Source organism: Pseudonocardia sp. 2-7 (assembly GCF_056341085.1).
Map to the genome: position 1 here is coordinate 1,738,310 of NZ_CP094507.1, position 21,153 is coordinate 1,759,462.

Consider the following 21,153-nt stretch of genomic DNA (forward strand, 5'->3'; position numbering starts at 1 on the left):
CGGTCCGCGTCTTCGACGGAGCAGGAGCGTGACAGCAGTGACGACCGGGACGACAGCGCAGCCGACGGCGATCGAGAATCCCTACTACACCCACGAGTTCCACGGCGACTACGACCTGATCAGCTTGGGGGAGTTCGCGCTGGAGGAGGGCGGGGTGATCCCCGACCTGCAGCTCGCGGTGGCCACCTTCGGCACGCTGAACGCGGCGAAGGACAACGCGATCCTCGTGACGACCTGGTACTCGGGCACGCACCAGATCTTCCGCGACGTCTACATCGGCCCGGACCACGCGCTGAACCCGGAGCGGTACTTCATCGTCGTGGTCAACCAGATCGGCAACGGTCTGTCGACCAGCCCGCACAACGCCTCGGGCGCCAACGCGGGCATCGCGATGTCGAACTTCCCGCACGTCCGCATCGGCGACGACGTCCGGGCCCAGGAGCAGCTCCTGCGCGAGCACTACGGGATCGACCGGCTCGCGCTGGTCGTCGGGGGCTCGATGGGCGCGCAGCAGACCTACGAGTGGATGGTCCGGTTCCCGCAGAAGGTGCGCCGCGCCGCGCCGATCGCCGGGACCGCGCAGAACACCCCGCACGACTTCCTCTACACGCAGGCCCTGATCGAGGCGATCACCTCCGACCCCGGCTTCGCCGGCGGCAACTACCGCAGCAACACCGAGGTCGAGGCCGGGCTGAAGCGGCACGCCGGCATCTGGGCGGTGATGGGGTTCTCCACGGAGTTCTGGAAGCAGGAGGTGTGGCGCGCCCTGGAGTTCGAGTCCCGCGAGGCGTTCATGGCCGGCTTCCTGGAGCCGTACTTCACCGCGATGGACCCCAACGACCTGCTGTGCATGGCGTGGAAGTGGCAACGGGGCGACGTCGCCCGCCACACCGGCGGGGACCTCGCCGAGGCGCTCGGGCGCAACGAGTCCGTCGCCCGGGTCATCCCGATCAACGAGGACATGTTCTTCCCGGTCCGTGACCACGAGGCCGAGCTGGAGCTGACCCCGCACGCGACGATCCGCGTCGTCGACGACCTGCTCGGGCACCTCGCCCTGTTCGGCGTCGCGCCCACCTACATGCCGCAGATCGACCAGTACCTGCAGGAGCTGCTCGACAGCCCGGCGTGACCGCGGACCCGGACCGTCCCCGACCCGCCCGTTCGGGGACGGTCCGGCGCACTCCGGACACATTCGTGGCAGATACTGCCAACAAATCGTAGGCTGGGGATCACCACCACGACCCCAGGAGTGTCGATGACCCTCGCCACCGAGCGTCCCCGCCTGCCGTTCACCCGACCGAACCTGCTCGACCTCGCGCCGTTCTACGAGGTCCTGCGCCGCGAGGCACCGATCGCGCCGGTGACCACCCCGGCCGGGGACCCGGCCTGGCTGGTGACCCGGTTCGCCGAGGTCCGCGAGCTGCTCGGGGACAAGCGGTTCGGCCGGTCGCACCCGGAGCCGGAGAAGGCGTCGAGGATCAGCACCGCCGCCGTCCAGGACGGGCCGACCGGCACCTACGAGAACGAGGCGGAGGAGCACGGCCGGATGCGCCGGCTGCTCACCCCGGCCTTCTCCGCCAAGCGGATGCGGACGCTGTCGGGGCACGTGCAGGAGCTCGTCGACGGCTACGTCGACGCGATGGTCGCCGAGCACGACGCCGCGGGCCCGGGTGCCATCGTGGACCTGCACACCCACCTCGCCTTCCCGCTGCCCGTCGCGGTCATCTGCTCGCTGCTCGGTGTCCCCGAGTCCGACGGCGAGTACTTCCGCGCCCTGTCCGACCGGATGGCCACCTTCTCCGGGGAGGACGCCCACCTCGCCCGCGAGGAGTTCGGCCGCTACATGGCCGGGCTCGCCGAGGGCAAGCGCGCCGAGCCGGGCGAGGACGTCATCACCGACCTCGTGCAGGCCCAGGCCGAGGACCCCGGGTTCGGCTACCCCGAGATGGTCCGGCTCTGCGTCGGGCTGCTTTTCGCCGGCCACGAGACCACGGTGAACCGCATCGGGCTCGGCATCCTGTTCCTGATGACCAACCGCGACGAGTGGGACAGGCTCGCCGGGGACCCGGACGGCCGGGTCGACGCCGTCATCGAGGAGGTCATGCGCCTCGGCGCGCCCGGGGACCTGGGGCTGCTGCGCTACGCCCACTCCGACGTGGAGATCGCCGGGGTCACCGTCGCGCGCGGCGACGCGGTGATCCTCTCGGTCAACGCCGCCAACCGCGACGCCGACGTCTTCGACCACGCCGAGACCTTCGACCCCGACCGCACCGAGCGCGGGCACGTCGGCTTCGGCCACGGGCCGCACTTCTGCATCGGCGCGAGCCTGGCCCGCACCGAGCTGCGCGCGGTGTTCGCGACGCTCGCCCGGCGGCTTCCCGGGCTGGACCTCGCCGTCGGCATGGACGAGCTCGACGTGCGCACCGACCACATCACCGGCGGCGTCCGCAGCCTGCCGGTCCGCTGGTGAGGGAGGGGACCGCGATGAAGGTCGAGGTCGACCAGCACGCGTGCGTCGGTTCCGGGCAGTGCCTGCTCACCGCCCCGGACGTGTTCGACCAGCGCGACTCCGACGCCGTCGTCGAGCTGCTCACCGACACCCCGCCGGACGGCCAGGAGCAGGCCGTGCGCAACGCGGCGCGCGGCTGCCCGGCGTCGGCGATCACCGTCGTCGACGGCTGAGCGGAGCGATGAGTCCGGGACGCCTCCGCGGTCGACCATGGTGTACGACGCACCGACGACCGTGGAGGCACCTCCCGTGCGCACCCTCGCGATCACCCAGAACATCACCCTCGACGGCGCCGTCGAGTTCCTCGGCGACTGGTTCGACCCGAGCGCCGAGGGCCAGGACGACGTCCTGGCCGAGCTGCACCGCCAGGACTCCGCGTCCGACGCGACCCTGCTCGGCCGTCGCACGTTCTGCGACTTCCGCGGTTTCTGGCCCGCTCAGACCGACGACGCCACCGGCATCACCGACTACCTGAACCAGGTCGACAAGTACGTGGTGTCGTCCACGCTGACCGACCCGGAGTGGCAGAACTCGACGATCCTGTCCGGGGACCCGGTGGCCGAGGTGGCGGCGCTCAAGGAGCAGCCGGGCACCGACATCGTGCTGACCGGCAGCATCACGCTCTGCCACACGCTCATCGCCGCCGGGCTCGTCGACGAGTTCCGGCTCTTCCACCACCCCGTGGTCCAGGGTGCCGGCCGGCGGCTGTTCCCCGACGGCTGGAACGCCGAGGGGCTACGGCTCCTCGACGCCCGCTCGTTCGGCGGCGGGATCGTCTACACCGCTCACGCGCCGCGCTGAGCCGTCCGCGCTGCCAGCAGCTCCCGGCCCGGGCCGGACAGCTCCGCGACCGCGTCCGCCCGCCCCGCGGCGGCCATCAGCAGCGCCTCGGCGGGCCCGGCGACCTCCGGGCCGTCACCGTGGCGGAAGTCGAGGTCGGTCGCGACCAGCCGCAGGCCCGCGACCCGCCTGCGGGCGCCCAGCGGCGGTGCCGTCATCGTGAACGGCAGCGCGGCGGCGAGCCGGTCGGCCGGGACGCTGCGGTGCAGCCCGAGCGGGCGGCGGATGTCCTGGTGGTGGATCAGGGCGTCGGTGAGCCCGATCCGCCCGCCGAAGGCGGCGGTGACCCCGCGTGGACGCAGATGCGCCCGTACGGCCGCCACCACCTCGGTGACCGGACGATCGGCCCACTGCGCGACGACGAGGTCGTTCGGGTCGCGGCCGGTGGCCCGGGCCCGCACCACGGTGCCGAGGAACCCGCGCAGCCCCGCCACGTCGTAGCCGATCAGGTGTGCGACGACGTCGCGCACCCGCCAGCCGGCGCACAGCGAGTCCGACACCCACTGGCCGGGCGTGAGAGTGTCGAGCAGACCGGCCAGGTCGGCACGCTCCGCGGCGGCGAGGTCGTGCACCGGGCCGAGCCTCACTGCGCCGTCTCCTCCCGGGCCGCTGCCCGCTCGACCCGGTGCCGCACGTACCGCGACACCACCAGCCCGCCGACCACGGCGACGACCAGCCCGATCCAGGAGAACCGCTTCAACCAGGTCTCGGCGACGATCCCGAGCAGGTAGATCAACGCGACCGTGCCGCCCGCCCACAGCACCGCGCCGGTCGCGTTCGCGGCGAGGAACTTCGGGTAGTGCATCTTCATCGTCCCGGCGAGAGGGCCCGCGAGGATGCGCAGGATCGCCACGAAGCGGCCGAACAGCACCGCCCACACCCCGTGCCGGTCGAAGATCCGCCGGGCCACGGTCATGTGCGCCGGACCGAGGTGCTTGGGGAAACGGCGGCCGAGCCGGTCGAGCAGGCCGGTGCCGTAGCGGCGGCCCACCGAGTAGCCGATCGAGTCGCCGACGATCGCCCCGGCCGTCGCCGCCGCGGCGACGGCAACCGGATCGATGTGCGATCCCGGGCGGGCCGCGAGCAGGGCCGCGCCGACCAGCACGATCTCACCGGGCAGCGGGACGCCGATGCTCTCGACCCCGACCACCGCCGCGCACAGGAAGTAGATCGCGAGCGGAGGGATCGCCATCAGCAGCATGTCGACGTGCACCACTCCATCATGCACACGTCTCGGTGGTGCGGTGACGGCCCGGTGCGGGCATCATGCGCGGGCGTGAGCACACCGCTGGAGCAGGTCTTCCTGGCCGCCCACGACGACCTGCCCCGTGAGGCGCCGGGGTCGGAGGAGACGACGGCGCTGCTGCTGCGGCTGGCCGGTGACCTGCCCGAGCGGCCGCGGATCGTCGACATCGGCTGCGGGACGGGCCCCTCGACGCTCCCGCTGGCCGCGGCGACCGGTGGTGAGGTCGTCGCCGTCGACCTGCACGAGCCCTTCCTCCGTCGGCTGCGGACCCGCGCCGCGACGTCCGGGCTGGGGGAGCGGGTGCGTCCGCTCGTCGCGGCGATGGACGACCTCCCGCTCCCCGACGGCGAGGCCGACCTCGTCTGGTCCGAGGGAGCGGCCTACATCATGGGGTTCGACGCCGCGCTGGCCGGCTGGCGGCGGCTGCTCGCCCCGGGCGGTGTGCTGGTCCTCACCGAGGCCGAGTGGACGACCACCGAGCCGTCGCCCGGCGCGCGGGAGTTCTGGGACACGGGCTACCCGGGGATGCGGACGACCGCGGAGAACGTCGCCGCCGCGCAGCGCGCCGGGTACACGGTGCAGGCGGTCTACCTGCTCCCCGACTCCGACTGGGACGCCTACTACCGGCCGCTGGCCTGCCGGATCGCCACCTTGCGGGAGGACGGCGTCGACCCGGCGGCGCTGGACGAGGTGGGCGACGAGATCACCGTGCGGGAACGGTTCGGCGCCGAGTACGGCTACACCGGCTACGTCCTGCGTCCGCGCTGACCCGGCGGCCGGACGTGGTCGTACGCCCCCGCACCGACGACGACCTGCCGGGCTGCGTCACGGTGCTGCGCGCCGTGCACGCCGCCGACCGCTACCCGTCGACCTGGCCGGCCGACCCGGCGGCGTTCCTGTCGCCGACGGGGCTGGTCACCGCGCTGGTCGTCACGGTGGGGGAGCGGGTCACCGGGCACGCCGCGCTCGTCGCCGACGACGCGGGCGACCCCGGTGCGCTGCGGCTGACCCGGGTGTTCGTCGACCCGGCGGTCCGTCGTGCCGGACATGCCCGCGCCCTGCTGGCGGGCGTCGCCGCCGCGCTGGCGGCCCGCGGCCGCGACGGGGTTCTCGACGTCGTCGAGTCCGTCCCGGCCGAACGCCTCTACCGGGCGGCCGGCTGGGTTCGCACCGGGACCGCGCCCGCCGGGTGGCGGTTCCCGGACGGCCGCGAGCCGGTCGCCGCGCTCTACCGACTACCGGTCACGCAGCGCCGAAAGGGTGACGACACAGCGCGATAATCAACCATCGGTCACGCTACGCTGCGCCGATCGGGCTACGGTGATCCTCGTGATCGAGGTCCCCACCCCGACGGTGGCCGGTCTGCTGCTCCGCGCGGTGCCGCAGCCCGTCCGCCGGGACGCCCACGCCGCGATGCACACCCTCGCCCCGTGGGGCGCGGTGTCGGCGCAGCTCGTGCAGGACTCCGGCGGCGGCGTCGCCGACCACGACGTGCACGTCGACGGCGACCCGGTCCACATCCCGTTCCGGACGTCGTTCCCCTGGCCGTCGTCGGCCGTGCTCGCCCGGATGGGCACGCGCCGCCGCGCCGTCGTCGCCGCGTGGATGTCGCGCAGCGAGAACGCCGGGCACCGCCAGCGCGCCGTGCGCGACCTGCTCGGCGTACACGAGGCGTGGGTGGTGCCGTTCGTGGTCGCCCCCTGCGGGGAGTACGTCCACGAGATCGGCGCCGACGTCGACCGGTTCGTCCGCACCGAGCTGGGCCGCCACCCCGTGCTCCGGTACGCCTACGCCCGTTTCGTGCGGGACAACCCGCGCTTCCTGGCCACCACGCGGCACCGCGCGGTGTCCTTCCGCCACCTGGACCACCGGTGGCCGCACCGGGGCGACCCGGACCGGACCTACCCGCAGCTCGCGGCGCTCGACGCGCTGTCCGCCCTCGCCTATCGGGGAGGTCAGGACTACCCGGGGGACCCGGCGCCGCCGCGGGTCACCGCGGCGGCGTCCTGAGCACTCAGGCGGACGGGGCCGCCGCCGTGACCTCCGCGGTGCCGCGGTCCAGCACCACCTCGCCGTCGACGGCGGTCCGGAACGCGACCGTGCCGTCGCCGGTGTCCCACACCGAGACGGTCAGGGACTGCCCGGGCACGACCGGGCGGGTGAACCGGGCGTCCATCGCGACGAGGCGACGGGCGTCGCCGTCGCAGACGGTCGCGACCAGCGCACGCGTGGTGAACCCGTAGGTGCACATGCCGTGCAGGATCGGCCGGTCGAAACCGCCCTTCGCGGCGAACTGCGGGTCGCTGTGCAGCGGGTTGCGGTCCCCGGTCAGCCGGTACAGCAGGGCCTGGCCGGGCGTGGTCCGGTAGGTCACCTCGTGGTCGGGCGCCCGGTCGGGGACGGGGCTCGGCGCGCTGTCACCGCGGGGGCCGCCGAAGCCGCCCTCGCCGCCGAGGAACAACGTCTTCGTGCTGGTCAGCACCGGTTCCCCGGTGCCGGCGTCGACGGCCTCGGCCTCGGTGCGCACCAGCGCCCCGGACCCCTTGTCGAGCACCTCGGTGACCGTCGCGGTCACCCGAACCCGCCCCTCCACCGGCAGCGGGCCGACCACCCGGAACGCCTGCTCGGCGTGCACGACGCGCGAGGCGTCCACGTCACCGAGGTCGACCTTCGCGCCCGCCGTGACGATCTCCGCGAACGACGGCAGCACCGCCGTCCGCACGCCCCCGGTGTTCTCCGTGGTCAGCGACAGCTCGGCGGTGGGGTCCTCACCCCCTGCGCCGACGGCGACCGCGTACAGGAGCACGTCGTCCCGTGCCCACGCGAAGCTGACCGGTTCGCACTGCGTGCCCTCGAGATCGGGCGCCAGGGGCATGGGGAGTCTCCTTCGACGATCCACCGTGAGGCGGAAACCTATCCCGCCCGGTGCCCGCCGCCCAAGCCCCCGGTGCCCGGCTGACACACTGTCGAGGTCAATCGTGGTCGTGAAGGGAAGAGTGTGGTGACGGCATCACCGGAGGCGGTCGAGCTGGCGAAGGTGGCCGCGGCCGCCGCGGCCGACAAGAAGGCCGTCGACATCGTCGCGCTCGACGTGTCCGACCAGCTCGCGCTGACCGACTGCTTCGTGCTGGCGTCGGCGGCCAACGAGCGTCAGGTCCAGGCCATCGTCGACGAGGTCGAGGAGAAGCTGCGCGAGCGCGGCAGCAAGCCGACCCGGCGCGAGGGCGACAACGACAACGGCTGGGTCCTGCTGGACTTCAACGACATCGTCGTGCACGTCATGCACACCGAGCAGCGCGGCTTCTACGGCCTGGACCGGCTCTGGAAGGACTGCCCGGCGATCGAGGTGCCCGACCCCCAGGGCGCCCCGGACGGCACTGCATGACGCTGCGCCGGGTCACCCTGCTGCGGCACGGGCAGACCGAGTACAACTCCGTCGGCCGGATGCAGGGGCACCTGGACACCCGGCTGACCGACGCCGGGCGCGCGCAGGCCGCGGCCGTCGCGCCGCGGCTCGCGCAGGAACGGTTCGACCGGATCATCACCTCGGACCTGACCCGCGCCCACGACACCGCGACCGCCGTGGCCGAGGCCGTCGGGCTGCCGCTGTCGGTGGACAAGCGGCTGCGGGAGACCCACCTCGGGGACTGGCAGGGACGCACCATCGCCGAGATCGGTGCCGACGACCCGGGCGCGATCGCCGAGTGGCGGTCCGACCCGCGGTTCACCCCGCCCGGCGGGGAGTCCCGGGTCGACGTCGTCGTCCGGTCGCTGCCGGTCGTCGAGGAGCTGGACCTCGAGTACGCCTCCGACCCGGAGGAGCGCTCCGTGCTGCTCGTCGCGCACGGCGGCATGATCGCCGGGATGGTGTGCGGGCTGCTCGACCTGCCGCAGTCGTCCTGGCCGGTGATCGGCGGGCTGGGCAACACCCGCTGGGCCGTCGTCGCCCGTCGTGACGACCACCCCCGCTGGCGCCTGTCGGGGTACAACATCGGTGCCTGACCTGCTGGTCGTCGGGGACTCGCTGGCCTTCCACGGGCCCGAGCGGCCCTGCCCGGCCGACGAGCCGAGGCTGTGGCCCAACATCGCCGCCGCCCGGCTCGGGGGCCGCGCCGAGATCGTCGCGCGTGCCGGGTGGACCGCCCGGCACGCCTGGTCGGCGATCACCGGGGACCCGCGGGTGTGGGCGGCGCTGCCGCGGGTCGGAGCGGTCGTGCTCGGGGTGTCCGGGATGGACTCGCTGCCGTCCCCGCTGCCGACCGCGCTGCGCGAGCTGATCCCGGTACTGCGGCCCGCCCCGCTGCGCCACGCGGCCCGCAGCGCCTACCGGCGCGCCCAGCCGCGGCTGGCCCCGGCACTGGCGCGGCTGCCCGGCGGGGGACCGGCGACCCTGCCGCCCCGCCTCACCGCCGCCTACCTGGAACGCTGCCGCGCCGGGGTGCACGCGCTGCGCCCCGGGCTGCCGGTGGTGGCGCTGGCACCGTCGGTGCACCGCGCCGCCGACTACGGCCTGGCCCACCCGCACCGCGCCGCCACCGACGCCGCGATCCACCGCTGGGCGGCCGGCGCCCCGGCGGTGACGGTGCTCGACGTGCCCGCCCTGGTCGGCGAGCACGTCCTCGGTGGACACGGCAACCCCGACGGGCTGCACTGGGGCTGGGCAGGACACGCCGCCGTCGGGGAGGCACTGGCCGGGCTCCTCGCGGCCGCGGGGGACCGGCCGTGACCCTGCTCGGTATCGACCTCGGCACCACCTCGGTCAAGGCGGCGGTGTTCACCGGCGACGGCGTCCGGGTCGCCGCGGCCCGGGCCGCCCACCCCACCGCGCGGCCCGCACCCGGGCACGCCGAGCAGGACCCGCACGACTGGTGGTCCGGGCTCACCGAGGTGGTCGGCGCGCTCGGCCCGGCACTGGCCGGGGTGACGGCGGTCGGGGTGTGCGCCCAGGTCAACACCCATCTGTTCGTCGACGACGACGGTGCCCCCGTGCACCCGGCGATCACCTGGCAGGACGGCCGGTGCGGCCCGGTCGCGGCGACACTGACCGGACGGCTCACCCCCGCCGACCGGGCCCGGGTCCGGGGCGGGCTGGGCACCGTCGACGCCTCGCACGCGGCCGCCCGCGCCGCCTGGCTCGCCGCGCACCGGCCCGACGCGTGGGCCCGCGCACGCAGGCTGCTCGCCCCCAAGGACTGGCTGCTCGAACGGCTCACCGGCACCGCCGTGGCCGACCCGTTGTCCTCGACCGGGCTCCTCGGCCCCGACGGCCGGTACCCGGACTGGCTCGACCTGCTCGTCCCCGGGCTGCGCGCGATGCCGGCGCCCCTGGCCGACCCGGCGTCGGTCGCGGGGGAGACCACCGGCGCGGGCGGACTCCCGGCCGGGCTGCCCGTCGCCGTCGGGACGATGGACGCCTGGGCGGCGCTGCTCGGCGGCGGGATCGCCGCCCCCGGAGACGCGATCGACATCGCGGGCACCTCGGAGGTCCTGGCCCTCGCCGCGACGCCCGGCGGCGGCGCCCCGGGCATCGTCACGTTCCCGTCGTGGCGCGGGCTGCACGTGCACGCCGGGCCCACCCAGGCTGGCGGCGACGCCCTGACCTGGGCGTCCGCGGTGCTCGGCGTCGCACCGGGCGAGCTGTTGGACCGCGCCGCCTGCCCCGACCCGGGCCAGGTCCTGTTCCTGCCCCAGCTCGCCGGGGAACGGGCCCCGCTGTGGGACCCGGACCTGCGAGGGCACTGGCTCGGCGCGGGCTTCGCCACCGGGTCCGCCGAGCTGGGCCGCGCCGTGCTGGAGGGCGTCGCGCACGCCGCCCGGCACGTCCTGGGGCCGCTGGAGGCCGCCGCCGGACGTCGCGCCGACACGATCGCCGCCTGCGGCGGTGGTGCGGCGAGCGACCTCTGGTGCCAGATCAAGGCCGACGTGCTGGACCGGCCGCTGCGCCGCACCGCCGAGCGCGACGCCGGGGTGCTCGGTGCCGCGATGCTCGCCGCGCTCGCGACCGGCGACGCCGCCTCGGTCGGCGAGCTCGCCGGGCGCATGGTGCGCCTCGACCGGGAGTTCACCCCCGACCCGCGCACCCGCGGTCGCCTCGACGACGCGCACGGCCGCTACCTCGCCGCGCAGCGGGCACTGGCACCGCTGTTCCGCCCGACGGGTGGATAGGGTCCGGCCGTGCCCCCCTCGCCGGTCGCCGTGGTCACCGACTCCACCGCCCACCTGCCGCCCGGCGTCGCGGAACGGCGGGGCATCCACGTCGTCCCGCTGGAGGTGCGGCTCGGTGAGCGCACCGCCCGTGACGGTGTCGACGTGTCCGCCGCCGAGCTGATCACCGCCCTCGCCGACCGCACCCTGCTGGTGCAGACCTCGCGCCCGACCCCGGCCGCGTTCGCCGAGCGCTTCACCGCCCTGCTCGACGACGGCGCCCCCGCCGTCGTGGCCGTGCACCTGTCCCGGGAGCTGTCCGGCACCTGGGACGCGGCCCGGCTCGCCGCACAGGAGGTCGCCCCGGACCGGATCCGGGTCGTCGACTCCGGCGCCGTCGCGATGGGTCTGGGCTTCGCCGTGCTGGCCGCCGCCGACGCCGCCGGGGCAGGTGCGGCCCCGGAGGAGGTCGAGGCCGTGGCCGGTGCCGTCGCCGCACGGGCACGGGTCCTGTTCGCGGTGCAGGACCTGGAACGGCTGCGCCGTGGCGGGCGGATCGGTGCCGCGTCCGCGCTGGTGGGCACGGCCCTGTCGGTCAAGCCGATCCTGCACCTGCGCGACGGCCGGATCGCGCCGCTGGAGAAGGTGCGGACGACCTCGCGCGCGACCGAACGGCTCGTCGCGCTCGCGGTCTCCGCGGCGGGTCCGGGGGCGCACGTCGCCGTGCACCACCTCGGTGCCGAGGACCGGGCCGAGGACATCGCCGATCGGCTGCGCGAACAGCTGCCCGACGCCGCCGGGATGCACGTCTCCGAGGTCGGCGCGGTGATCGGGGCGCACGCGGGACCCGGGCTGGTGGGGGTCGTGGTGGTGCCGGCGGGCTGACCGCCTCCCCGAGGGTGGCCGGCTCCGGACGCCTGCCAGGGCCGGCGGGGCCCCGCCGGTGTGTAGCACGGACCGCCGACGGTCCGGCCCCGTGACGGCCCACGGGATGCCGTCGGTCCCCAAGCGACGGATCCGTCCACAGGCCGGACACCGGCCGGTCGGAACGGGGGTCACGGACCTAGCGTCGGATGCGTGACCAGGACCGACACCGCCCTCGACCCGGCCCGGCGGCTCGCCGGGATCGGGAGGCGCGGGCGCCCGGACACGGTCGCGGACCGGCTCGGACCCCCGACGGTCCCGTTGCCCGCGCTGCCGGTGCCTCCCGGCCCGGCCGGGTCACGCCCCGGACGACCGCCCGCACCCGGGCCACTCCCGCCGCATGATGTCAGCGGTGCCGTTCCGCCGGGTCCGATGCCGTCCGCCTCCCGACGCGACACCCCGCACCGTGCGACACCTGTCCGGCACGCCGACCCCGACGCCTCGCACGGTGCGGGACCGGAGTGGCCCGCCGACCCGCAGGGCGCGAGGCCGGTGTGGACCGCCGACCCCGACGCCGGCCACCCCCTGGCCCTGCTGGCCCGGGACGACCCCGCCCCGCCCGAGGAGACTCTCGCCGACGACGGCCCGCACGGCGGACGCCCCTCCTGGCTGCGCCGCCGGGCCCAGCGGTGGCTGCCGTCGTCGCTGGCCGGGGCGCGGGTCGACCCGGGCCGCCCCGGTGCGCTCGCGCTGGTGGCGGTGGTGCTCGTCGGTGCGCTCGTCGCCGGGGTGGGTGTGTGGCTCGACCGCCCCACCGTGCAGCCCGTCGGCGGCCTCCCCGAGGTGACGGCGGTGCCCGGCGGGGCGGCGGCCGAGGAGACCGACCGGTCGGCGGACGCGGGCGCACCGGCACCCGTCGCGGCGGCCCCGGTCACCGCGGGGCCGCTCGTCGTCAGCGTCGTCGGGCGGGTCGCCCGGCCCGGCCTCGTCCGGGTGCCCGACGGGTCGCGTGTCGCCGACGCCCTCGACGCCGCGGGGGGCCCGCTGCCCGAGGTCGACCTCGGCGTGCTCAACCTGGCGCGGCGGCTCGGGGACGGCGAACAGATCGCGGTCGGCGTCCCACCGGCCGCCGACGCCGCCCCGGTCCTGCCCGCCCCGGGCTCCGAGCCCGCGTCGGGCACCGAACCGGGCGCCCCCGCCCCGCCCGGCGCCCCCGGCGGGAAGATCGACCTGAACACCGCGACCGCGTCCGACCTCGACGCCCTGCCCGGCGTCGGCCCGGTCACCGCGAAGAAGATCATCGACTGGCGCAATGCCAACGGGCGCTTCAGCCGGGTCGAGCAGCTGCGGGAGATCGACGGCATCGGCGAGCGCCGCTTCGCCCAGCTCCAGGAACTGGTACGGGTGTGACCCGCGCCGGAGCCCGCCGGGCGGACCCGGTCCACGGGGAGCACGACGACGAGCACGAGGGGCAGGCCGAGCGTCCCGCCCCACCCGACCTGCGCCTCGTCCCCGCCGCGCTCGCCACGTGGGCCGCCGTCCTCGCCGGACTGCTCGGCGGCACTGCGGGTGGGATCACCGCCGCCGCCCTCGCCGCGCTCGCCCTGCCGGTCGCGCTGCTCCGCGCCCGGACCAGCGCCCGTGCCGCGGCACCGTCCTCGATCGTGCTCGCCGCGGCCGGGTGCGCGCTCGTCGCGGCCGTCCTGGGGACCGTCCACGCGGCCGCGCTGGCGTCGCACCCGCTGCGGGCACCCGCCGACCGCGGCGCCGCCGCCGAGGTCCGCGTCCGGCTCACCGAGGACCCCCGGGTCCTGCGCAGCACCACCGGTGGTGGCGACGAGTCCGGCGCCGCCCGGGCGATGGCGCTGGTACCCACCGAGCTAGTCACGGCCACCGTCGGCGGGGACCGGGCGACCACCGGCGGGAAGCTCCTGCTCCTGGCCCCGGCGGCGAGCTGGACCGGGCTGCTCCCCGGCCAGGAGGTCTCCGCCGCCGGGCTGCTCATGCCCGCACAGCGCCCCGACCTCACGGTCGCCGTGCTGAAGGTCCGGGGTGCGCCGCAGGACGTGACCGCGCCGCCCTGGTGGCAGACCGGGGCCGGGGCGCTGCGCGACGGCCTGCGCGACGCGGCGGTCTCCGCGCTGCCCGAGGCACCCGCGGGACTGCTGCCCGGGCTCGCGATCGGGGACACCCGCGCCCAGCTCGCCGAGACCGAGCAGGACTTCCGCACCGCCGGGCTCGCGCATCTCACCGCCGTCTCCGGGGCCAACGTCGCGATCATCACCGGGGCGGTGCTGCTCCTCCTGCGCCTGTTCCGGACCGACCCGCGGATCGCGGCCGCGGCAGCGATGCTGGCCCTGGTCGGGTTCGTCGTGCTGGCCCGGCCGTCACCGTCGGTACTGCGGGCGGCGGTCATGGGCGGGGTGGTGCTGATCGCGTTCGCGGCCGGCCGCGCCCGGTCGGCGGTGCCCGCGCTGGCGGTGGCCGTGCTCGGCCTGCTGCTGGCCGCCCCCGCCCTGGCCGTCGACGCCGGGTTCGTGCTCTCCGTCGTCGCCACCGGTGCGCTGGTCCTGCTCGGCCCGGGCTGGACGGCGGCGTTGCGGCGGCGTGGGCTGCCGTCCGGACCGGCCGAGGCACTGGTCGTCCCGGTCGCCGCGGCCCTGGCCACCGCGCCGGTGATCGCCGGGCTCAACGGGGGAGTCGGGCTGGTCACCGTGGTGGCGAACCTGCTCGCGGCGCCCGCCGTCGCCCCCGCGACGGTGCTGGGCGTGCTCGGTGCGGTGCTGTCCGCGGTGAGCCCGGCCGCCGCGTGGTGCTGCGCCTGGCTGGCGGGACCGTTCGTGTGGTGGCTGGTGGTGGTCGGGGACCGGGCCGCCGCGGTCCCCGGTGCCACCGTGCCGTGGCCCGCGGGGGCGGGCGGCGCGCTGCTGCTCACCGGGGTGCTGGTCGTGCTGCTGGCGATGGGCCGGGTGCCCCGGCTGCGGGCGCTGTTGCTGGCCCTGCTGGTCGGGCTGCTCGTCGTCCTCGTCCCGACCCGGTTCGCGCCGCCCGGATGGCCGCCCGCCGGGTGGCGGATGGTGGCCTGCGACGTCGGTCAGGGCGACGCGCTCGTCCTCGCCACCGGTACCCCCGGGCACGCCGTCCTGGTCGACACCGGGCCGACCGACGACGCCGTCGACACCTGCCTGAACCGGCTCGGCGTCCGGGTCCTGGAACTCGTGGTGATCACCCACTTCCACGCCGACCACGACGGCGGACTCGCCGGCGCGCTGCGTGGCCGCGCCGCGGGCGGCATCGCCGTCGGGCCGGTACGGGAGCCGGCGTCCGGGCTGCGTGACATCACCCGGCGTGCCGAGGAGGCCGGTGCCCCGGTGGTGGGGCTCGCGCGCGGGATGGCGCTGGGCTGGCCGGAGCTGCGCCTGCAGGTCCTCGGTCCGGTCCACCCGGCCCTGACGGTCGACGGCAGCGACGGGACGGCGGTCAACGACATCTCGCTGCTGCTGCGCGCGACCACCCCGGCCGCGACGATCCTGCTGACCGGCGACGCCGAGCTGGTCGCCCAGGACGACCTGCTCGACTCCGGGGCCGACCTGCGGGCGGACGTGCTGAAGATGCCCCACCACGGGTCCCGCAAGGTGGTCCCGCGGCTGATCACGGCCGTCGCGCCGCGGGCGGCGGTGATCAGCGTCGGCAACGGCAACAGCTACCGGCACCCCAACGCGGAGCTGGTGGACCGGCTCGCCGGGGCGGGGATCGTCGTCGCACGCACCGACCGGTCCGGCGACCTGGCCCTGACCGGCGACGACCCGGCCGGGCTGGCGGTGGTCGCGCGAGGCGACCCCCGTCCGGCGCCCGGCCGGCGGGGCCGGTCAGCCCCGGTTCGCCAGCGCCTCGCGGACCGCGGCGGACGTCGACGGCACGGTCGCCGTCGGGCCGACCTCGCCGGAGACGGCGTCGAGGGTCTTGAGGCCGTCTCCGGTGATCATGAGGACGGTCTCGGCGTCGGGGTCGAGTGCCCCGGCCTCGAGCAGCTTCCTGGTGGTCGCGATGGTGACCCCGCCCGCGGTCTCGGCGAACACGCCCTCGGTGCGGGCCAGGAGCCGGATGCCGGCGACGACCTCCTCGTCGGACACGTGCCCCACCGAGCCGCCGGTGCGGCGCACCGAGTCGAGGACGTACGGACCGTCGGCCGGGTTCCCGATCGCCAGCGAGCGCGCGATGGTGTCCGGCTTCTGCGGCTGGATCACGTCGTGGCCGGCCTCGAAGGCCCGCGCGACCGGCGAGCAGCCGGTGGCCTGGGCGCCGAACACGGTGTACGGGGTGGGCTCGACCAGACCCAGGGTGCCGAGCTCGGTGAACCCCTTGTCGATCTTGGTAAGCTGGGAGCCGGAGGCGACCGGGACGACGACCTGCTGCGGGAGCCGCCAGCCGAGCTGCTCGGCGACCTCGTAGCCCAGGGTCTTCGAACCCTCGGCGTAGTACGGCCGGACGTTGACGTTCACGAACGCCCAGTCCTCGTGCTCGGCGGCCAGCTCGGTGGCGAGCCGGTTGACGTCGTCGTAGTTGCCGTCGACGGCGAGCAGGGTGCCGCCGTAGACGGCGGTGGTGACGATCTTCGCCTGCTCCAGCGAGGACGGGATCAGCACGACCGAGTCCCAGCCCGCGCGGGCGGCCGCGGCGGCGACGGCGTTGGCCAGGTTACCCGTCGAGGGGCAGCACAGCACCGAGAAGCCGAGCTCACGGGCGGCGGCGAGCGCGACGGCGACGACGCGGTCCTTGAACGAGTGCGTCGGGTTGCCCGTGTCGTCCTTGATCCAGATCTTGCGGACGCCGAGCGCGCGGGCCAGGTTGTCGGCCTCGATCAGCCGGGTCAGGCCGGGCTCGGTGTTCGCGTGCTGCTCGACGGTCGACGGCACCGGCAGCAGGTCCTTGTAGCGCCAGATCGACTTCGGCCCGGCCTCGATGGAGGCGCGGGTGACCGTCGGGAACTCGTAGGCGACCTCGAGGGGGCCGAAACAGCGCGGACACGCGAACTCCGCGGCGAGCGGGATCTCGTGGCGGCACTCGCGGCACGCGAGAGCGCGCGCGGAACCGAGGTCGTAGGCGGAGGTGGTTTCGGGCGCAGCAGTGAGAGTCACGAGATCTCCTCATCTGTCCCGCCGGAGGTGGCGGGCCGGAATTGGCACCGTGTTCGTCGACGTCCTCGCCACGCGGAATGCGCAGGTCTGGGCGGATCGTCGTGCGACGCCGGTTGCCGGGGCTTCAACGGGCCGTTCCCTCTGCCCCTCTGGATGAGCCATATGCGGTTGTGGTGCTCCGGACGCCGGGCGCCGGAATCGACGACGACCGTACGCGAGCGGGCCGCCCCACCGCCAGACGGCGTCCTCCGGTCGGGACGCGGCTCACCCGTTGTCGGAGGTGTGGGCCACCATGGGGGTGTGAGCAGCACGAGCGAACCGGGCCCGCTGCAGCTGGTCGTCGGGGACGAGGAGTTCCTGGCCGAGCGGGCGGTGTCCGACCTGGTCCGGCGCGCACGGCAGCGCGATCCGGAGACCGAGCTGCGCCGCTTCCGCACCTCCGAGGTGGCACCCGGCGAGCTCGCCGGGCACCTCAGCCCCTCGCTCTTCGCGGAGGGCAGGGTGATCGTGCTCACCCACGGCCAGGACGCGAACAAGGACATGACCGCCGCCATCGCCGACTACGTGAAGGACCCGGCCGACGGGATCGTGCTCGTGGTCCAGCACGCCGGGGGGGCGAAGGGCAAGGCGGTCCTGGACTTGATGCGCAAGGCCGGGGCGCACACCGTCACCTGCAACCGCATCACCCGCGCCGACGAGCGGTCGGACTTCGTGCGCGACGAGGTCCGCCGGCACGGCGGCACGATCACGCCCGGGGCGCTCGCGGTGCTGGTCGAGGCGGTCGGGTCGGACCTGCGGGAGCTGGCGGCCGCGGCCGGGCAGCTCGTCGCGGACACCGGCGGCGCCGTGGACGAGGCCGGGGTGCGGCGCTACCACCGCGGCCGGGCCGAGTCCTCGGGCTTCGCGGTGGCCGACGCGGCGGTCGCGGGGGACCGGCGGGCGGCGATGGAGGCGCTGCGGTGGGCGCTGGTGCTCGGTGTCCCGCACGTGCTGATCGCCGACGCCCTCGCGGACTCGGTGCGCACCCTGGCCAAGGTCGGCTCGGCCGGGCGGGGCGACCCGAACCGGCTGGCCGGGGAGCTGGGCATGCCGCCCTGGAAGATCCGCAAGGCCCAGCAGACGGTCCGGCAGTGGCGGCCGGAGCAGCTCGCCGTCGCCATCGCGGCGACGGCGCGGGTGAACGCCGACGTCAAGGGCGTCGCCGCGGACGCGGAGTACGCGTTGGAACGGGCCGTACTGGCCGTCGTCTCCGCGCGCACCCCGCGCTGACCCGGCCGGACCCCCGAGCGCTCCGACACCGCCCGGGGCCCGGAAACACGACGACGGCGCCGCCCGGGTGGGGCGGCGCCGTCGTCGGAAGAACCGGGGTGGCTCAGGCCTGGACGTCGTTGAGACGCTTGGCCAGGGCCGACTTGCGGTTCGCCGCCTGGTTCCGGTGGATGACGCCCTTGCCGGCCGCCTTGTCGAGGGCCTTGGCCGCCTTGCGCTGCAGCTCCACGACGTTGTCGGCGCCGGAGTCGGCGGCCTCGCGGAAGTGGCGGATCGCGGTCTTGACCGACGACTTCACCGACTTGTTGCGCTGCCGGCGCTTCTCGTTGGTCTTGACTCGCTTGATCTGCGACTTGATGTTGGCCACGTCTGCCTCTGGTCTTCCTGCCTGCTGGTCGGCTGGTGAGTGTTCTCGTCCGGGTCCGCTCCGGCGGCACCGAACAGCATCACTGGAGAGAGGGTCCAGGCCGTTTCGGGCGAGCACGCCGAGCGCTCGACGCACAAGGTTACCAGCGGCGTCGTCGCGCCCTGTGCCGGGTCACCAGACGCGGTAGGGCAGGAACTTCCCGTTGAGGGTGATCACAGCCCGGTCGCCCTTGGGGTCGGGCACCCGCTGCAGGTCCAGTTCGAAGTCGATGGCCGAGACGATGCCGTCGCCGAACTCCTCGCGGACCAGCTCCGAGATCGTCGTTCCGTACACCTGGACCATTTCCGAGAGCCGGTAGACCAGTGGATCGGTGAGGTCCACCGCGGACGCGCCGCGGACCGGCGGGAGGGTGAGCGCATCGACGACGTCGGGGTCCAGGTCGAGCAGTGAACCGGCGGTCTCGGCCTGCTCGCGGGTCAGCGTCTGCTGCCCGAGCAGGGCCGAGGTGGACCACTCGACCGGGTGGCCCAACGCCTCGGCGATCTTGTCCCAGGTGAGGCCCAGCTTCTTCTTGCGGGCCAGCACGACGCGGGCGGCGCCCAGTCGGTCGAGCGGGGGGACGGGGGTGACCGACACGGTGACTCCTCCGGGTGGGGGTGGCTGACCGTTCGATCGTGCGCGATCGGTGGGCGGGCGGCAACGCCGGGACGCGTCGCGTGAACGGCGTGTGACGATCTGCGGTGCCACCACGGCGGTCGCCCGGCCCGACATGGGACGATGGGTCCCAGTGCCCCGAGCCCCGAGTGCCCTGAGCACCCGAAGTGCCCGAAGCCCCACGCATGAGCGAAAGCCGAGTACAGCCGAGTGACGACGTACGCCGACCGCACGTTCACCCCGCCGGAGCGCATCCGGAACTTCTGCATCATCGCCCACATCGACCACGGGAAGTCCACCCTGGCCGACCGGATGCTGCAGGTCACCGGGGTGCTCAGCGCGCGTGACGCCCGGGCCCAGTACCTGGACCGGATGGACATCGAGCGCGAGCGCGGCATCACGATCAAGGCGCAGAACGTGCGGCTGCCGTGGACGGCGAAGAACGCCGACGGCGTCGAGACCGAGCACGTGCTGCACCTGATCGACACCCCGGGCCACGTCGACTTCACCTACGAGGTGTCCCGGGCGCTCGAGGCGTGCGAGGGCGCGATCCTGCTGGTCGACGCCGCGCAGGGGATCGAGGCGCAGACCCTGGCCAACCTGTACCTGGCCATGGAGAAGGACCTGCACATCATCCCGGTCCTCAACAAGATCGACCTGCCGGCGGCGGACCCGGAGCGCTACGCCGCGGAGATCGCGCACATCACCGGCTGCGAGCCGGAGGACGTGCTGCGGTGCAGCGCCAAGACCGGTGAGGGTGTGGAGGCGGTGCTGGACGCCGTCATCGCGCAGGTCCCCGCTCCGGTCGGCGACGCCGACGCCCCCGCCCGCGCGATGATCTTCGACTCGGTCTACGACACCTACCGCGGCGTCGTCACCTACATCCGGGTCGTCGACGGCAAGCTCTCGCCGCGCGAGAAGATCAAGATGATGTCCACCGGTGCCGAGCACGAGCTGCTCGAGATCGGGATCGTCTCCCCGGAGCCCAAGCCGTCCGACGGCCTCGGCGTCGGCGAGGTCGGCTACCTCATCACCGGGGTGAAGGACGTCCGTCAGTCCAAGGTCGGCGACACCGTCACGTCCAAGCGCAACGGGGCCACCGCGCCACTGACCGGCTACCGCGAGCCGCAGCCGATGGTCTACTCCGGGCTCTACCCGATCGACGGCTCGCAGTACCCCGACCTGCGTGAGGCGCTGGACAAGCTGCAGCTCAACGACGCCGCGCTCACCTACGAGCCGGAGACCTCGGCCGCGCTGGGCTTCGGCTTCCGCTGCGGCTTCCTCGGCCTGCTGCATCTGGAGATCACCCGCGAGCGGCTCGAGCGCGAGTTCGACCTCGACCTGATCTCCACCGCACCCAACGTCGTCTACCAGGTCACCACCGACGACGGCGAGGAGATCGAGGTGACCAACCCCAGCGACTGGCCGGTGGGCAAGGTGGCCGAGGTCCGCGAGCCGATCACCAAGATCACCATCCTGGCGCCGTCGGAGTTCGTCGGCACCATCATGGAGCTCTGCCAGAGCCGGCGCGGCCAGCTCGGCGGGATGGACTACCTGTCCGAGACCCGCGTCGAGCTGCGCTACACGATGCCGCTCGGCGAGATCATCTTCGACTTCTTCGACAACCTGAAGTCCCGCACGCGCGGCTACGCCAGCCTCGACTACGAGGAGGCCGGCGAGCAGGTGGCCGACCTGGTCAAGGTCGACATCCTGCTGCAGGGCGAGGCCGTCGACGCGTTCTCCGCGATCGTGCACAAGGAGTCGGCGTACTCCTACGGCACCTCGATGGCGACCAAGCTGCGCGAGCTCATCCCGCGCCAGCAGTTCGAGGTGCCGATCCAGGCCGCCGTCGGCGCCCGGATCATCGCCCGCGAGACGATCCGCGCGATCCGCAAGGACGTCCTCGCCAAGTGCTACGGCGGCGACATCTCCCGCAAGCGCAAGCTGCTGGAGAAGCAGAAGGAGGGCAAGAAGCGGATGAAGACGATCGGCCGCGTCGAGGTCCCGCAGGAGGCCTTCGTCGCCGCGCTGTCCACCGGTGGCGGGACGGCTACCGAGAAGCCCAAGAAGTAGCCCCCCGGACGCGAAGGGGGCCCGACTCCCGGCTGGGGGTCGGGCCCGA

At 74.6% G+C, this 21,153-nt stretch carries 22 protein-coding genes, 1 pseudogene and 1 riboswitch; of the genes and pseudogenes, 16 read left to right on the plus strand and 7 right to left on the minus strand.

The window, feature by feature from the left end:
• Nucleotides 1-28 precede the first annotated feature (28 nt).
• From MTO91_RS08655 to MTO91_RS08670, 4 genes are all read left to right on the plus strand, one after another.
• A complete protein-coding gene (locus MTO91_RS08655) occupies nucleotides 29-1,129 on the plus strand; it encodes an alpha/beta fold hydrolase (RefSeq protein ID WP_476654226.1) in 1,101 nt (366 codons plus the stop codon).
• A gap of 126 nt (nucleotides 1,130-1,255) precedes the next feature.
• Entirely contained in the window at nucleotides 1,256-2,470 is a 1,215-nt protein-coding gene (locus tag MTO91_RS08660; protein WP_476654227.1) for a cytochrome P450, read from the plus strand.
• Complete coding sequence (locus MTO91_RS08665; protein WP_405418428.1) at nucleotides 2,467-2,682, plus strand: ferredoxin; 216 nt, start codon at nucleotides 2,467-2,469, stop codon at nucleotides 2,680-2,682. The genes MTO91_RS08660 and MTO91_RS08665 overlap by 4 nt, the downstream gene beginning before the upstream one ends.
• A 76-nt stretch (nucleotides 2,683-2,758) precedes the next feature.
• Nucleotides 2,759-3,310 carry a dihydrofolate reductase family protein gene (locus MTO91_RS08670; RefSeq protein WP_251784684.1) on the plus strand — a complete coding sequence of 184 codons (552 nt, stop codon included), beginning with the start codon at nucleotides 2,759-2,761 and terminating at the stop codon, nucleotides 3,308-3,310.
• On the opposite strand, the gene MTO91_RS08675 is transcribed toward MTO91_RS08670, so the two are convergent.
• Nucleotides 3,295-3,936: a maleylpyruvate isomerase family mycothiol-dependent enzyme gene (locus MTO91_RS08675; protein ID WP_476654228.1), complete on the minus strand. Its 642-nt coding sequence runs from the start codon at nucleotides 3,934-3,936 to the stop codon at nucleotides 3,295-3,297. The genes MTO91_RS08670 and MTO91_RS08675 overlap by 16 nt on opposite strands.
• Entirely contained in the window at nucleotides 3,933-4,562 is a 630-nt protein-coding gene (locus MTO91_RS08680) for a DedA family protein (protein ID WP_476654229.1), read from the minus strand. The genes MTO91_RS08675 and MTO91_RS08680 overlap by 4 nt, the downstream gene beginning before the upstream one ends.
• 63 nt (nucleotides 4,563-4,625) lie before the next feature.
• On the opposite strand from MTO91_RS08680, the gene MTO91_RS08685 reads away from it, so the two are divergent.
• Genes MTO91_RS08685 through MTO91_RS08695 form a run of 3 tightly spaced genes read left to right on the plus strand, consistent with a single transcriptional unit; the run spans nucleotide 4,626 to nucleotide 6,605 of the window.
• On the plus strand, nucleotides 4,626-5,363 hold the full coding sequence (locus tag MTO91_RS08685; RefSeq protein WP_346105381.1) for a class I SAM-dependent methyltransferase: 738 nt from the start codon (nucleotides 4,626-4,628) through the stop codon (nucleotides 5,361-5,363).
• Nucleotides 5,364-5,377: 14 nt separating this feature from the next.
• Complete coding sequence (locus MTO91_RS08690) at nucleotides 5,378-5,875, plus strand: GNAT family N-acetyltransferase (protein WP_476654230.1); 498 nt, start codon at nucleotides 5,378-5,380, stop codon at nucleotides 5,873-5,875.
• Nucleotides 5,876-5,924: 49 nt separating this feature from the next.
• Nucleotides 5,925-6,605: a hypothetical protein gene (locus MTO91_RS08695; RefSeq protein WP_405418420.1), complete on the plus strand. Its 681-nt coding sequence runs from the start codon at nucleotides 5,925-5,927 to the stop codon at nucleotides 6,603-6,605.
• Between the two features lie 4 nt (nucleotides 6,606-6,609).
• On the opposite strand, the gene MTO91_RS08700 is transcribed toward MTO91_RS08695, so the two are convergent.
• Nucleotides 6,610-7,470, minus strand: a complete 861-nt coding sequence (locus MTO91_RS08700) for a MaoC family dehydratase (protein ID WP_251784674.1) — start codon at nucleotides 7,468-7,470, stop codon at nucleotides 6,610-6,612.
• Nucleotides 7,471-7,596: 126 nt separating this feature from the next.
• On the opposite strand from MTO91_RS08700, the gene rsfS reads away from it, so the two are divergent.
• The 6 genes from rsfS to MTO91_RS08730 all read left to right on the plus strand — a co-directional run bounded on the left by rsfS (nucleotide 7,597) and on the right by MTO91_RS08730 (nucleotide 13,013).
• Nucleotides 7,597-7,980, plus strand: coding sequence for a ribosome silencing factor (gene rsfS, locus MTO91_RS08705; protein WP_062401418.1), 384 nt, complete (start codon nucleotides 7,597-7,599; stop codon nucleotides 7,978-7,980).
• Nucleotides 7,977-8,597, plus strand: coding sequence for a histidine phosphatase family protein (locus MTO91_RS08710; protein WP_208825198.1), 621 nt, complete (start codon nucleotides 7,977-7,979; stop codon nucleotides 8,595-8,597). Before rsfS ends, MTO91_RS08710 begins: the two co-directional genes overlap by 4 nt.
• A complete protein-coding gene (gene octT / locus MTO91_RS08715; protein WP_062401422.1) occupies nucleotides 8,590-9,321 on the plus strand; it encodes a diglucosylglycerate octanoyltransferase in 732 nt (243 codons plus the stop codon). The genes MTO91_RS08710 and octT overlap by 8 nt, the downstream gene beginning before the upstream one ends.
• Nucleotides 9,318-10,760 (plus strand): xylulokinase, encoded by a 1,443-nt coding sequence (locus MTO91_RS08720; RefSeq protein WP_476654231.1) that lies wholly within the window; start codon nucleotides 9,318-9,320, stop codon nucleotides 10,758-10,760. The genes octT and MTO91_RS08720 overlap by 4 nt, the downstream gene beginning before the upstream one ends.
• Before the next feature lie 9 nt (nucleotides 10,761-10,769).
• The gene (locus tag MTO91_RS08725) at nucleotides 10,770-11,624 is read left to right on the plus strand and encodes a DegV family protein (protein ID WP_476654232.1); all 855 of its coding nucleotides are present in this window, start codon (nucleotides 10,770-10,772) and stop codon (nucleotides 11,622-11,624) included.
• A gap of 411 nt (nucleotides 11,625-12,035) precedes the next feature.
• Entirely contained in the window at nucleotides 12,036-13,013 is a 978-nt protein-coding gene (locus MTO91_RS08730; RefSeq protein ID WP_476654233.1) for a ComEA family DNA-binding protein, read from the plus strand.
• A 470-nt stretch (nucleotides 13,014-13,483) separates the two neighbouring features.
• Here MTO91_RS08730 and MTO91_RS08735 read toward each other — a convergent pair whose 3' ends face one another.
• Nucleotides 13,484-13,849 carry a hypothetical protein gene (locus MTO91_RS08735; protein ID WP_476654234.1) on the minus strand — a complete coding sequence of 122 codons (366 nt, stop codon included), beginning with the start codon at nucleotides 13,847-13,849 and terminating at the stop codon, nucleotides 13,484-13,486.
• Between MTO91_RS08735 and MTO91_RS08740 the strand changes: the two are divergent.
• Nucleotides 13,784-15,232, plus strand: a pseudogene (locus tag MTO91_RS08740) (ComEC/Rec2 family competence protein); the annotation flags it as partial. The gene MTO91_RS08735 and the pseudogene MTO91_RS08740 sit on opposite strands and share 66 nt — an antisense overlap.
• A gap of 240 nt (nucleotides 15,233-15,472) precedes the next feature.
• Here the strand turns inward: MTO91_RS08740 and thrC are convergent.
• A complete protein-coding gene (gene thrC, locus MTO91_RS08745; RefSeq protein ID WP_073578019.1) occupies nucleotides 15,473-16,741 on the minus strand; it encodes a threonine synthase in 1,269 nt (422 codons plus the stop codon).
• 6 nt (nucleotides 16,742-16,747) lie between these two features.
• A riboswitch (SAM riboswitch) is annotated at nucleotides 16,748-16,901 on the minus strand.
• A gap of 140 nt (nucleotides 16,902-17,041) precedes the next feature.
• Between thrC and holA the strand changes: the two genes are divergently transcribed.
• Nucleotides 17,042-18,010, plus strand: coding sequence for a DNA polymerase III subunit delta (holA, locus tag MTO91_RS08750; RefSeq protein WP_251784670.1), 969 nt, complete (start codon nucleotides 17,042-17,044; stop codon nucleotides 18,008-18,010).
• 103 nt (nucleotides 18,011-18,113) lie between these two features.
• Here holA and rpsT read toward each other — a convergent pair whose 3' ends face one another.
• Both rpsT and cynS read right to left on the minus strand, forming a co-directional pair.
• Nucleotides 18,114-18,377 (minus strand): 30S ribosomal protein S20, encoded by a 264-nt coding sequence (gene rpsT, locus MTO91_RS08755; protein ID WP_062401442.1) that lies wholly within the window; start codon nucleotides 18,375-18,377, stop codon nucleotides 18,114-18,116.
• A 171-nt stretch (nucleotides 18,378-18,548) separates the two neighbouring features.
• Nucleotides 18,549-19,013 (minus strand): cyanase, encoded by a 465-nt coding sequence (gene cynS, locus MTO91_RS08760; protein ID WP_226369567.1) that lies wholly within the window; start codon nucleotides 19,011-19,013, stop codon nucleotides 18,549-18,551.
• Nucleotides 19,014-19,241: 228 nt separating this feature from the next.
• On the opposite strand from cynS, the gene lepA reads away from it, so the two are divergent.
• Complete coding sequence (lepA, locus tag MTO91_RS08765) at nucleotides 19,242-21,104, plus strand: translation elongation factor 4 (protein ID WP_476654235.1); 1,863 nt, start codon at nucleotides 19,242-19,244, stop codon at nucleotides 21,102-21,104.
• The last annotated feature ends 49 nt before the right edge of the window (nucleotides 21,105-21,153 follow it).

What these genes read in the sequence shown, in the direction of transcription:
- MTO91_RS08660 (WP_476654227.1), top strand. Translation starts at nt 1,256, where the DNA reads ATGACCCTCGCCACCGAGCGTCCCCGCCTGCCGTTCACCCGACCGAAC.
- MTO91_RS08700 (WP_251784674.1), bottom strand. Translation starts at nt 7,470, where the DNA reads ATGCCCCTGGCGCCCGATCTCGAGGGCACGCAGTGCGAACCGGTCAGC.
- MTO91_RS08710 (WP_208825198.1), top strand. Translation starts at nt 7,977, where the DNA reads ATGACGCTGCGCCGGGTCACCCTGCTGCGGCACGGGCAGACCGAGTAC.
- MTO91_RS08730 (WP_476654233.1), top strand. Translation starts at nt 12,036, where the DNA reads ATGCCGTCCGCCTCCCGACGCGACACCCCGCACCGTGCGACACCTGTC.
- MTO91_RS08735 (WP_476654234.1), bottom strand. Translation starts at nt 13,849, where the DNA reads ATGCGCGAGCCCGGCGGTGCGGAAGTCCTGCTCGGTCTCGGCGAGCTG.